Here is a 14,115-nt window from a genome sequence, read left to right as displayed (position 1 = left end):
ATTACAACGAATAAAGTAACTGATTTTAAGTTCAATAAACAAGTATCCCATAAAAAAGCCTGTTCATTAAGAACAGGCTTTTTTATTTTTTAATCGAGATATACTACCTAAAAACGCCACTAGGGAAACTGACCATGCTTTCAATTCCATCTTTACCTACTGCAACAACTCCAAAAAACGAGTTATCAATTACGATTTCATTTAGAGTATATTCATTGACGTCTCCTACATATCTAAAATGATCCCATGTAGGACTCGTTGTATCACGCCAGTATATTTTATATCCCACTGCATCTTTAACAGGATCCCATTTTAATCTTACATTAGCTTCTACAATCCCACCAATTTTTACATTTTGAGGTCGGGTAGGAGCCCAGGCTAATTGTGCTAGATTTATAGCATTGACAGCAGTTAGTTTACGGGCATATGGAAAATTGACATGTTCAACAACATCACCATAATTCACACCATTCTCTGTTCTAATATCTTGATGTTGCTGTGTATAATTTTCATGTGCCTCCATGATACGTATACCTGGAAAACCTAAATCTGCAAACGGCCTGTGATGTCCACCACGGCCAAAACGATCTAATCTATATACCATTATAGGCTTCATCTCTGGCATATAGGTTTTTACTGATTTATGGATGTAACGTGCTAGTTGTCTAGAAATACCATCAACTTCACCACCATAAAACCTACGACCATTACGCTGGCGTTCTGTTTCGGTTGGGTCAGTAGGCTCTGAGAATATTCTGAACTCTCTGTTGTCAATGACTCCATCTACACCTTTAATATTTCCTATCATATCATTATTTAAAAAGCCTATGACATTCCATTCTTTCTTTTTCGCATAGTCGGCAAGTCCCTTACCACCAAATAGTCCTTGCTCTTCACCACTTAAACCTACGTACACAATACTATTTTTGAACTTGCGCTTACTTAAAACCCTAGCGGCTTCTATAGTACCAGCCATACCACTTGCGTTGTCATTTGCACCAGGCGCATCTGTTTTAAAGTCCATTGTATCGCTAGCTCTAGAATCTATATCACCACTCATCATGACCATGTCGTTAGGATTTGTAGTTCCACGTTGTATGGCTACTACATTAACTACATAAGCATCTTTAGGAACGCGACTTCCCATATCTGTAGTAACTAGATCTTTTTGGTAAAATACTTCAAGGCAACCACCACAATCTGCAGATATTTTATCAAACTCTGCTTTTATCCATCTTCTTGCAGCACCTATTCCACGAGTATTGGATACGGTATCTGAAAATGTATTTCTTGTCCCAAATCCAGCCAACTTTTTTACATCATTTTCAATTCTATCAGCACTTACTTCATCTATAATTTTATATAAATCTTGTTGATGTGCGCTAGGCAGTTGAGCTGTTGAAAACATACTGATGAACAGCAATAAAAGCAAACCGTTTTTCATGATTGATAATTTTGCCCTAAGATAATACCTATAACATTACAAACATTTAGTAAATTGTTAAAGGAGTGATGTCATTTTAAGCTTTCGCGAAAGCGTAAAAAAAAGCCCCAAAATAAATTGAGGCTTTACATAAAAGAAAGAATTGATTAAGCTTCTTTCTGTATCTCAACTGCATGTGGATAAGGGATTTCAATTTTCTCTCTATCTAATACAAGTTTTGTATTTTCAATAGTCCAGAAATAAACGTCCCAATAGTCTTCTGGTGTACAATATGGTCTTACCGCTAGGTTTACAGAACTTTCTGCTAGCTCACTCACATTAACAGAAGGTGCCGGGTCTTTAAGTACCTTAGGATTAGATTCTAACATAGCAAGAAGAGCATCTTTAGCCTGTTTCATGTCTTCTCCATATCCTATTCCTACAGTGGTATCAACTCTCATTTTACCTTCAGCAGTATAGTTAACAATATTTCCATTTGCCATAGGACCATTAGGGATAATGGCTAGTTTATTTGCTGGTGTAATCAACTTAGTAACTAGAATATCAATTTCTTTAACAGCTCCTAATTCACCTTGTGCTTCTATTAAATCTCCTATTTTATAAGGTTTAAAAATTAAGATAAGAACACCACCAGCAAAATTAGATAATGAACCTTGTAAAGCAAGACCTATAGCAAGACCTGCTGCTGCTAATATAGCTGCAAAACTAGCCGTTTCTATACCTAAAGTGCCAGCTACAGTAACTACTAATAGGATAGTTAAAACCCATTTAATTAAGTTAGTAAGAAACTTTTTAAGGGTTAAATCATAATCCCTTTTATCCATTAGTTTGCTAACTAATTTAACTAGCTTTTTTATGATAAAAGCACCGATGATATAAATCAGTATTGCCTTTAATAAAGGTACTCCATATTCTAAGGCATAGCCTGTCAGGTTCTCAATACTAAATCCACTAGGGTCAATATTAACATCTACGTTTTTTGCTTCTACGATTGGTTCTTGCATCATTTTTATTGTTTTGATTTAAAAAAAAACGAATTTAATAACGATAAGTGAGTAGCCTGAAAAAGAATTGAGTTTTTGTATAAATAGTTTTTTATCGTAAAATAAATACCATTGAACAATAAAAGCGCATAAAAAAGCCACTTCATATAAAGTGGCTTTATCAATTAGGAAGATTTTTTATGATCCTTGTTTTTGTATTTCTACCTGATGTGGATAAGGGATTTCAACACCAATTGCATCTAGGGTAGGTTTGAAGTTTTGTTGTAAATACCAGTGTACTGTCCATACATCATCAGTAAGTGTATATGGTCTCACGTGTATATTTATAGAACTGTCTGCATTTGCTGCGACTACAATTTGTGGTGCTGGGTCCTCGAGAACCAATGGGTGATCAGTAGCTAATTTGCGTAGTGCCTCGATTGTTTTTGTAATATCAGCATCATAACTCACACCTATAGTCGTGTCACATCTAAGAATACCTTCTGTATTAAAGTTAATAATATTACCGTTCAGTAATGGTCCATTAGGTATAATAGCTAGTTTACGTTGTGGAGTTATAACTTTAGTTTGTAAAATATCAATTTCTTTAATTGTACCTATGATCCCTTGCGCTTCAACGGTATCACCAACCTTAAAAGGTTTGAATAGAAGTAATAATACACCACCAGCAAAATTAGATAATGATCCTTGCAATGCTAATCCTATCGCAAGACCTGCAGCTCCTATAATTGCTGCAAAGCTGGTCGTTTGTATTCCTAATGTCCCTACTATTGAAACAATTAAAAGAATCCAAAGTCCCCACTTAATAAGATTTAAAAGAAACTTTTCAAGCGTCACATCATATTTCCTTAAAAGCATGAATTTTTGTGTGACTCTCAGCACTTTATTAATAAGCCATCTACCTATCAGATAGATAAGTATTGCCTTAACTAAAGGTATACCGTATTCTAGGATAAGTTCAAATCCTTTTTCTAAATTAAAATTTTCTAATAATTCTTTCATAGGGCACAAAAGTAAATTAAGGATATATCATCTACGTTTATGATTTGTTAATACTTCTAGCCATTTTAACATAAAAAAAACCGCTATCAATTGGTATTGATAGCGGTTCCAACTTAACTTAATCTAACTTAACTATAAACTACGCTTTAGTAAATGGATATTTATTTTCTCCAGTTACTTTATCTGCAACTACATTACGTAGCTCGATAATGTTAGGAAGGTTGATATACTTAGTAAAACGCTTAAGGCCCATAAGCATCATACGTTGTTCATCTCCATCAGCAAAGCTTGAAATACCTTCTTCAGCTCTATTTTGTATTATTTTTACAGCACTATATAAATATAGTTGAGACATTGCAATTTGCTCTTTTTGCTCTTCTACACTTGTACGTGCAATGTTCTTTTGAGTTCTAAGGATAGCACTTTCAGCCATATAGATTTCTATAAGAATATCTGATGCTGCTAATAACAGTTGTTGATTCTGTTCTAGTTCTGTCCCGAATTTTTGAACGGCACTACCTGCCACCATTAAGAAAACCTTTTTAAGTTTCTTAATCATGTCCATCTCTTCAGATAATGGTTCTGAGAAGTCTGGAGTATCAAAAGAAGGAATAGAAGTCAATTCATTTCCTACTGCCATTGCTGGCTCAAGAAGATTTACATGTCCTTTCATCGCTTTCTTAACAAGCATTCCTACTGCTAGCATACGGTTAATCTCATTTGTACCTTCATAAATACGTGAGATACGAGCGTCTCGCCATGCAGCTTCCATAGGTGCATCAGCACTGAAGCCCATACCACCATAAATTTGAATACCTTCATCACTACAGTTTTGCATATCTTCAGATACCGCAACTTTAAGGATTGAACATTCAATAGCAAATTCTTCTACACCTTTCAATTCTGCCTCTGCAAATGTTGCTCCTTCTTCTTGACGTAAGTGAATTCTATTCTCAATATCTTTAGCAGCGCGATAAGAAGCACTTTCACCTACATAGGCGTTAGTAGCCATTTCAGCTAGCTTTTTTCTAATCGCACCAAATTTTGCGATAGGTGTTTTAAATTGCTCACGCTCATTTGCATAATTAGTTGCTAGAGTGATCACACGACGTTGTGCATCTAGACATGCAGCAGCTAGTTTAATACGTCCTACGTTTAGTGCATTCATGGCGATTTTGAATCCTTCACCACGGCCAGCAAGCATATTTTCTACAGGAACTAAGCAATCATTAAAGAATACCTGACGAGTAGAAGAGGAGTGTATACCTAGTTTATGCTCTTCTTCACCCATAGAAATACCATTGCTAGGATCATTCTCTACAATAAACCCAGTAATATTTTTATCATCTTCTAGACGAGCAAATACCACAAATACATTACAGAATCCAGCATTAGAAATCCACATTTTTTGACCATTGATCTTGTAGTGTTTTCCATCTGCTGTAAGTTCTGCTTTTGTTTTTCCAGAATTTGCATCAGATCCTGCACCAGGCTCTGTTAAACAATAAGCCCCAAACCACTCACCAGTAGCTAATTTAGGAACGTATTTTTTCTTTTGTTCTTCTGTACCATAAAGAGTAATAGGCATTGTACCTATTCCTGTATGAGCACCAAATGCCGTTGCTATAGATCCAGTTGCACCTGATATATAATCACAAACTAACATGGTAGAGACAAAGCCCATTCCTAATCCATCATATTCTTCAGGAACAGCAATTCCTAAGAATCCCATTTCACCTGCCTTGCGCATTACTTCTTCAGTAAGTGCATAGTCTTTCTTTTCAAAACGTTCCTTATGCGGTACGATTTCTTTATCTACAAACTCTTCTACACTATCGCGCATCATCTTTTGCTCATCAGAGAAGTCCTCTGGAGTAAATACTTCTGATGGGTTTGTTTCCTTAACGATGAATTGTCCACCGCGTATCATTTCTATTTTATTTTCTGTTGACATAATATGTATTGTTATCTCGCTTTCGCGAAAGCGTAATTCTTAATTTAAAAACTCAAAAATACCAGCAGCGCCTTGTCCAGTTCCTACACACATGGTAACCATACAGTGTTTTCCTTGATTTCCTCTCTTACGCATCTCATCAAAGATTTGCACCGATAATTTAGCACCTGAACAACCTAGTGGATGACCTAGGGCAATAGCACCACCGTTAACGTTAACGATGTCTTTATTAAGACCTAGTTCTCTAACCACAGCGACAGATTGACTTGCAAAAGCTTCATTTAACTCAATAAGAGCCATGTCTTCTTTTTCAAGACCTGCTTGTTTTAATGCCTTTGGAATAGCTTCTATAGGCGCAATACCCATTATTCTTGGTTCTACAGCTGCTACAGCAAAGCTTACTAGTTTTGCAATAGGCTTTATACCTAATTCATTTACCATTTCTTCACTCATTACAAGTGTAAAAGCAGCACCATCACTAGTTTGAGAAGAGTTACCAGCTGTAACACTACCACCTGCAGCAAATACTGGACGTAATCTCGCAAGAGCTTCTAGACTTGTACCTTTTCTAGGTCCTTCATCTTTAGTTACTGTATAGGTTCTCGTTTTCTTTTTTCCGTTCTCGTCTAGGTAAGTTTCTTCTACATCGATAGGAACAATTTGATCTTGGAAACGGTTTTCAGCTTGTGCTTTTAAGGCTTTCATGTGAGAGTCATAAGCAAATTGATCTTGCTCTTCTCTAGAAACCTTATAATCATTTGCAACCTCTTCTGCAGTAAGTCCCATTCCCCAATAGTAGTCTTCGTGACCTTGCTTTGCCAGGCTATAAGCTGGAGCAGGTTTATAACCACCCATAGGAACATAACTCATGCTTTCTACACCACCAGCGACTATACATTGAGCCATTCCAGATTGTATTCTTGCTACGGCTGCACCGATAGCATCTAGTCCAGATGCACACCATCTATTGATACTTATACCTGGGATATCAACTCTTTCTAATGCTAAAAGGGATATCTGACGTGCCATGTTAAGTCCTTGCTCAGCCTCTGGCATTGCATTACCTATGATCATGTCGTCGATACGTCCTTTATCAAAATCAGGAAGGTCATTTAACATTCCTTGAATAGTTTCTGCTGCTAGTTCGTCGGGTCTTTTAAATCTAAAAACACCACGACCTGATTTTCCTACTGCCGTTCTTTTTGCGGCAACTATATATGCGTTTGTCATTTTCTTAGTTTCTTAAAGGTTTACCTTTCTGGATCATGTGTTGAAGTCTTTCTAATGTCTTTCTTTCTCCAGTAAGACTTAAGAATGCTTCACGTTCTAGATCTAATAAATATTGCTCTGACACTAGAGTAGGAGCACTTAAATCTCCACCAGCCATAACATAAGCTAGTTTATTTGCAATTTTTAAGTCATGCTCGCTTATGTATTTTCCAGCTTTCATCGCGTCAGTTCCTACTAAGAACATTCCTAATGCTTGCTGGCCCAATACTTTTATATCCTTGCGCATAGCAGGCTGTGTATAACCTTTGTCAGCTAGAAGTCTTGCTTGTGCTTTTGCAAAAGCAATACGTCTATTATCGTTTACAACAACATGATCCACACCTTTTCTCAAGATACCTAGATCGTATGCTTCATAAGCACTTGTTGCAACTTTGGCTGTTCCTATAGTAAGGAAGTATTCTCTAAGTCTATTTAATTCTACGTCGTTTTTCTCAAAAGTGTCACTAGCTCTTAATGCCATCTCTTTTGATCCACCACCACCAGGAATTACACCTACACCAAATTCTACTAGACCGATGTAAGTCTCTGCACTTGCAACAGCAACATCACTGTGCATGGTCATTTCACAACCACCACCTAGTGCCATTTGATGCGGTGCGACTATAGTAGGAATACTACTGTAACGCAATCTCATAACTGTATCCTGGAATTGTTTGATAGCCATATTCAGCTCATCATATTCCTGCTCTACAGCCATCATAAATATCATACCGATATTTGCTCCTACAGAGAAGTTTGCACCATTATTTGCTACTACTAAACCGTCAAAACGATCTTCGGCGATATCAATAGCTTTATTCATACCGGCAAGAACATCACCACCTATAGAGTTCATTTTAGATGTAAACTCTACGTTTAAGATACCATCACCGATATCGTGAACGGTTACACCAGAATTTTTAAATACTGGAGCATTTGCACGTAAATTGTCTAGAATGATAAATCCATCCTGTCCTGGTTTCTTTACATAATCTTTATCTGGGATAGAGTAGTAGTAGGTAGATCCATCTTTTACGGTATAGAAAGACTCAAATCCTTTCTCTAGCATTTCTGTTACCCAAGCAGCTGGTTTTTTACCGATTGCTTCCATTAATTCCACACCTTTTGCAACACCTACGGCATCCCAAACCTGATATGGTCCATGTTCCCAACCGAAACCTGCACTCATTGCATCGTCTATACGATACAATTCATCGCTTATTTCTGGAATTCTATGTTGTACGTATGCAAATAGTGAAGCAAATGATTTTCTATAGAAATCACCAGCTTTATCTTTTCCTTTAATTAATACAGGAAAACGATCTGCTACATTATCTATTGATTTAGTTAATTCTAGAGTAGCAAACTTTGCACGTGGCTGTACTACATATTCCATAGAGTCTAGATCTAATGCTAGAATCTCTTTTTTACCTTCTTTAGTGACGTTCTTTTTATAAAAACCTTGACCAGTTTTAGAACCTAACCATTTATTTTCCATCATGGTATTGATGAAGTCTGGTAATTTAAAGGTGTCTTTATGCTCGTCTTCTGGGCAGTTTTCATAAACACCATTTGCAACATGTACAAGTGTGTCTAGTCCAACAACGTCTACGGTTCTAAAAGTGGCAGACTTAGCACGCCCTATGACAGGACCAGTAAGTTTATCAACCTCAGACACAGTAAGACCCATTTCTTTAACAGTGTGGAATAAACTCTGAATAGAGAATATACCGATACGGTTTCCTATAAAAGCAGGAGTATCTTTTGCAAGAACTGATGTCTTACCTAGGTATTTCTCTCCATATTCCATTAAGAAGTCAGTAACCGCTGGATCACAATTAGGACCTGGAACAACTTCAAATAATTTTAAATATCTCGGCGGATTGAAAAAGTGAGTTACTGCAAAGTGCTTTTGGAAATCTTCACTACGTCCTTCATTCATGAAAGAGATAGGAATACCAGAAGTATTTGATGTAATTAAAGTACCAGGTTTACGATACTTCTCAATTTGTTCAAAAACAGATTTTTTAATGTCTAGCCTTTCTACAACGACTTCAATAATCCAGTCCGTATCCTTTATTTTGGCTAAATCATCTGTTAGATTTCCAGTTGAAATCCTGTTTACAAATGAGTTATTGTATAAAGGTGCTGGTTTACTCTTTATAGAAGCGGTAAGATTATCGTTTACCATACGGTTACGAACAACCTTGTCTTCTAGAGTTAGACCTTTGGCCTTTTCTTTGTCTGTAAGTTCTCTTGGGACGATGTCCAGTAGGAGTACTTCACAACCTATGTTTGCAAAATGGCAAGCAATACCGCTTCCCATAATTCCTGAACCTATTACGGTTACATGTTTAATTCTACGTTTTCCCATATTATTTATCAGCTATGGCTTCTTGTTTAAAAATATTTTTTTGACCTACTAGATCGTTGATTTGATAAGCAACTTCTAAAAAGGTATTTAATTTTTCGGCTTCGATATTTTGTTTTACTACGGTATCAAATGATTTTACGACGTTTTTAGAGAAGTCTCTCATTTCTTTACCAAAGTCTGTTAAATGAATTAATACGCTGCGTCCATCTTCTGGATTTTTTCTTCTTGAGATAAGACCTTTTTCCTCCATGGTCTTTAAAGTACGAGATAGGGAAGTAGCTTCCATTCCCATTTTAGGTCCAAGAGCAGTACTAGGTGTACCTTCTATAGGGTCAATGCTTATGAGCGCAAATCCGGTAGCCATAGTGCTACCTTTAACAGCGGCTTGTTCATTATACATTTTAGAGATGGACATCCATGTCGCTCTTAGTATATAATCTATTGTTTTATCTCTCATCTAATAATCTTACATCCAAAGATAGTAAATAAATACTATGCATGCATAATAAAATGATAAATTTTACAACGTTTTCGTGATATGAAGATAGTTATAATTACGCTTTCGCGAAAGGTAAATAACTTACTTCTTAATTACTTTAAATACTTGAGTACTACCAGTTAGATTGTGCACCTTAACAATGTGTAGTCCAGGGAAAAGGTCGGTAAGGTCAATGTGAGCGCTATTTGTTTGTAATGATTTTGATAAAACAGATTTCCCATCCATATTAAAAATCTCAACAGATTCTAGCTCCTCACTTGCCGTAATTCCTAAATAATCTGAAGTAGGGTTTGGAAATATCTGGATTTCAGAAGTATTCACCGTTTGATTACTCAACGTATAATTGGATAGAATGGTGCTAGGTAAGATATTCGGTAATCCTTGTTGAGCCAGTCCTGGAGAAATATTAAAAAATTGTTTAGTATAGCTGGCAGCAGCTGTTCTACTATTGTTAATGCGACCTATAAAAGAATTGTTTAATTCTACAGAATAAATTTCTCCATCCATTCCTAGCTGTAAAGAACCTCTTGCCGCAAATGAGGATTCAAAAGAAATTACATTTCTTGTGTTCAAAATATTACTAGGATCACTAATGTCATATTGGATTATAGTCCGTGTAGTAGTAGAAGCAGGAGAGAAGGCTTCACTAATATCATAATAAAGGTAGTTAGAGTCTATAGAAAATTCAAGTCCATAACATCCCTGATTTTCTAATGTCAAAATAGGTCCAATAAATTGACCATTAACATTGTCAAATTTTAATAAATATGCACCATGGTCAGTGCTCGAAGTTGAAGAAAACCCTTGATTAGCTAAGGCAACATAGTTTCCGTTAGGACTGAATTTAAGTTGACCTCGATCTCTGGAAGTTGCAAATATTGTAGATTCAAATCTATTACTATTTGAATTGTTGATTTGAGGCACTGCAGTAGGGCTCACATAGGAATTTGTTCCTACATCTATTATCTCATAAGTGTATAATGAATTAAAATCTCCAGTTCCACTTTGAGTTGGTGTCACATCGTTCTCTGCAAAAGTAGTAATATATACATTATTACTATTTTGTTTTTTAATACCGCTTAATTTTTCACTACAGGAGTTAAGTAATACAATATTTTTCACACCTGGAACTATGTCACCTAGGCCGCTATTTAATTGCATTTCTAGCCTACTATAAGCTAATGGACCATTACCGGATCCACCTACTGTAAAGATAAAATAAACACCATTACCATGCGGTGCTTCAACAATCATGGCAGATTGTGTAGAAGAAGTATTACCGGTAAGCCCGCTACCATTAGGCATTATTGATCCATTCCTGTCAAAAATAGAACTGCCATCTGTAAAAAACAATAAATTACCTTGAGAATCACTTATTGAAGAACAACCTTCATCAGTATTAAAATTAGACGTTACGATATTAGTATTATTGGATCTATTTTGAATTCCTGTATCTGTAAATTCAATGGCTGCTCCGTCGCCAAAAACCCACCAAGCGCTTTCTTTTTGTGAAAATGAAAAGAACGAAATGAATAAAACAAAAAAAGTTATAAAATTTTTCATTGTAAGAATTTGATTAAAAATAAAAAATCCCAGCGGTTAACTGGGATTTTGTACTTAATAATTTAAAGACTAGTAGTTGATATAAACCCAACTAGCTGTGTCTTTTTCATCTTGATCATTATATTGAATTACATAGAAGTAAGTTCCTACTGGTAGTAAACCGTCACCAGCAAGAGCTCCTTTATTAGGGATTCCTGCAAATTCTTCATAGTTGCTTGCGCTCGTTTCATAAACTACAGAACCATTACGATTAAAAATCTGAAGATTAAAGTTATTGTATTGCTCTGCAAGTCCAGGAATAGAGAATGTATCATTGATACCATCATTATTAGGAGAGAAACCTTCTGGGAAAACAATTTCACAACGTTCAAAAATGATAGTGAACTGAGATGTGTTGAAACATCCTGTTGTATTATTTTCTAATCTAGCAAATAACAAATCAGTTGTAACTCCTGATTGGAACGGCACTGTATAGCTTAATGGTAATTCATTTGTTGCGTTTTGTGCATCACTATCAGTTGTATAATAACTTATAGTATAGTCTGCTGGGTTAAGTCCATTTAATACTGCCGCATCTTGAACAGATAATTCAAAAAGATTTTGATTAAGATCTACAGTAGCGTCACAGATATTTGTTAAGTCTGGAGCATTTCCTATAGCAGGAGCCGCTTGTACAGTAATGTCAAAACTAGTCGTTCCAGCACAACCTGCGTCATTTACAAATCTTGCATAAATGGTTTCAGTACCACTTACAGTATATACATTAGGAAGTGCTGCGGCACCACTTTCAGCGTCTGCTTGAGTTGCGTGGTAGGTTACCGTACCGGAAGAGCCATTTGCAACGGTTGCGTCTTGGTCTGATAATGTGAAATCAGAACTTCCATCTAATGGAGCATCATCACAAACTTCAATATTAGCAACTGTACCTAATGTAGGTGCTCCTAAAATTACTAGGTTAAATGGAGCAGTTCCATAACAATCTATATCATTAATGTTTTGAAGTCTTACATAAAGAACTTGTGGAGAAGTCGTATTAGTATAAGGAACTGTTGTATCGATAGCTCCCATATTCATATCTGCATCAGCTTGTGACTCATGAATTGTATAGTCTACATCTACTGGATCACCAGCTTGTGTTGCTATAGTAGGTAAGAAACTAGCTAAGTCAAAATCTTCAATTCCGTCCTGACTTGCATCATCACAAACCTCATAATCTGGAATGTTACTTACTGTTGGTACCGTACTCACAGTTAATACGAAAGAACCGATTGCAGAACAACCATCATTAATAGGTGATGTGTTGTTTTCAATGCGTACCCAAATAGTATTAGAGCCTAAAGTGGCATTGTAATTTAATGGTAATGGATTCTGACCAGCATCTGCATCAACAGAGTTTGCATAGTAAGAAATATTAAAAGTAGCTGCGTCTTGAGCGCCCAGCACGTCTAAGGTAAATTGAGATAAATCAACGATTTCATCACCAGAATTGTCATCATCACAGTAATCTAATAGAGTAACATCTACTGGATCTACAATTCCGTTTTCATAAATCGTAATATCTTGAGTAAAATCTCTAACATCTCCAGATACATTTGTTACGTTTACAGAAACAGTATAAGTTCCTGCTGTTGCATAGGTATTAGTCACAATACCAGGACCAGTAACCATTCGTGTATTACCATCACCAAAATCCCAATTCGATGCCGCAACCTGAGGTAAACAAGCAAGTATAAATTCTGTAGCATCACCTTGACATTGATCATTTACGGTAAACGAACTAGCAAAACTAGATTGAACAAATACAGGAAGTCCTTGTTTACCTACTCCTGGAGAAATGTCAACAGCAGTCGTATTATAAGTAGGAGTAGCAGTTTCTGAATTTTCAATCCTACCTAAAAAACTTTGATCAAAACGAGCTACATAAATTTCTCCATCTCTACCTAGTTGTAATGTTCCTCTAGATTCTGGAACATTTGCAAATTCATTTCTTGAAGATACAATATTTGCTTGATCACAAAGGTCGTATTGTACTAGCCTTTTATTTGATCCACCTGTCGGACTATAATTACTACTTAAATCATGATAAAGATACTGTGAAGAAGCAGAAAATTCTACACCATAAACAGGACCATTATCTAATTGTAGCCCGGCACCACTGAATTGACCGTTACCAGGATTAAAGTCATATAAGAATAAACCTTGATTTGTTAAGTTTTGAGTTCCTATAGCCAGTTTAGTTCCGTCAGGTGAAACTCTTAACATACCACGGTCTCCATTGGTTGCAGCTAGTGGAGTAGAAAAATATGGCAAACCACCATTTGCAGATTGTGCAATAGGAGCCGGTAGTACAAATGATACGTTAGGACCAGCGATACCTCTTACTTCCCAAGCAAATAAGGCATTGTTATCACCAGAACCTGTAGAAACACTAGTTGCGTTAGATCTACCAAAAGTCATAATATAAGCGTTGTTAGTACCTGTTTGAATCGTAGCAGCTACTTTCTCAGCACAAGCAGCAAGTAGAGTTACATTCTTAACACCTGGTACAACGTCGCCTAGCCCACCATTAAGAGCCATCTCAATTCTAGAATAAGAAAGAGGTGAGGTATTTCCAGCACCTACGGTCGCTACAAAATAAACACCAGCTGTTTCTGGTGCTTTGATAACGATAGCAGATTGTGTAGAGGAAAAGTTACCATCTAATCCTGTCCCGTTAGGCATAGCAACACCATTACGATTCCAAACGGTTGAACCATCTGTGAAAAATAAAAGGTTTCCCATTTCATCAGAGATAGATGCTACACCTTCATCAGTATCGTAACCAGAAGTTGTAACGGCAGGATCACTTGATCTATTCTGTGGGTTTGGATTAAATTCAACACCAGCACCATCTCCAAAAATCCACCAGGATGATTCTTCTTGAGCTGTGACGCTAAATGAAATTACTAATGTCAGTAATAAGAGTATTGCTTTTTTCATAATGTACTTGATTAGGAGTAGAGTTAT

The 14,115-nt window shown here is 36.3% G+C and carries 9 protein-coding genes; all 9 read right to left on the bottom strand.

Going from position 1 to position 14,115, the window contains the following annotated elements; all coding sequences use genetic code 11:
• Positions 1–103: 103 nt before the first annotated feature.
• Positions 104–1,444 carry a M28 family metallopeptidase gene (locus R1T42_RS05435; protein WP_317291594.1) on the bottom strand — a complete coding sequence of 447 codons (1,341 nt, stop codon included), beginning with the start codon at positions 1,442–1,444 and terminating at the stop codon, positions 104–106.
• A gap of 146 nt (positions 1,445–1,590) precedes the next feature.
• Positions 1,591–2,451 (bottom strand): mechanosensitive ion channel family protein, encoded by an 861-nt coding sequence (locus R1T42_RS05430; protein ID WP_317291593.1) that lies wholly within the window; start codon positions 2,449–2,451, stop codon positions 1,591–1,593.
• Between the two features lie 174 nt (positions 2,452–2,625).
• Positions 2,626–3,450 (bottom strand): mechanosensitive ion channel family protein, encoded by an 825-nt coding sequence (locus tag R1T42_RS05425; protein ID WP_036584961.1) that lies wholly within the window; start codon positions 3,448–3,450, stop codon positions 2,626–2,628.
• A gap of 139 nt (positions 3,451–3,589) precedes the next feature.
• Positions 3,590–5,404: an acyl-CoA dehydrogenase family protein gene (locus R1T42_RS05420; protein ID WP_317291592.1), complete on the bottom strand. Its 1,815-nt coding sequence runs from the start codon at positions 5,402–5,404 to the stop codon at positions 3,590–3,592.
• Between the two features lie 39 nt (positions 5,405–5,443).
• A complete protein-coding gene (locus R1T42_RS05415) occupies positions 5,444–6,634 on the bottom strand; it encodes an acetyl-CoA C-acyltransferase (protein WP_042246968.1) in 1,191 nt (396 codons plus the stop codon).
• A 4-nt stretch (positions 6,635–6,638) separates the two neighbouring features.
• On the bottom strand, positions 6,639–9,047 hold the full coding sequence (locus tag R1T42_RS05410; protein ID WP_042246971.1) for a 3-hydroxyacyl-CoA dehydrogenase/enoyl-CoA hydratase family protein: 2,409 nt from the start codon (positions 9,045–9,047) through the stop codon (positions 6,639–6,641).
• A gap of 1 nt (position 9,048) precedes the next feature.
• Positions 9,049–9,504 carry a MarR family winged helix-turn-helix transcriptional regulator gene (locus tag R1T42_RS05405; protein ID WP_036584968.1) on the bottom strand — a complete coding sequence of 152 codons (456 nt, stop codon included), beginning with the start codon at positions 9,502–9,504 and terminating at the stop codon, positions 9,049–9,051.
• A 123-nt stretch (positions 9,505–9,627) separates the two neighbouring features.
• On the bottom strand, positions 9,628–11,109 hold the full coding sequence (locus tag R1T42_RS05400) for a T9SS type A sorting domain-containing protein (protein WP_317291591.1): 1,482 nt from the start codon (positions 11,107–11,109) through the stop codon (positions 9,628–9,630).
• Positions 11,110–11,178: 69 nt separating this feature from the next.
• A complete protein-coding gene (locus R1T42_RS05395; protein ID WP_317291590.1) occupies positions 11,179–14,088 on the bottom strand; it encodes a T9SS type B sorting domain-containing protein in 2,910 nt (969 codons plus the stop codon).
• Between the last annotated feature and the right edge of the window lie 27 nt (positions 14,089–14,115).

It is taken from the genome of Nonlabens ulvanivorans (assembly GCF_032922765.1).
Lineage (GTDB): Bacteria > Bacteroidota > Bacteroidia > Flavobacteriales > Flavobacteriaceae > Nonlabens > Nonlabens ulvanivorans.
Note: the sequence above shows the minus strand (reverse complement) of the source record. Positions and strands in the feature narration are given on the sequence as shown.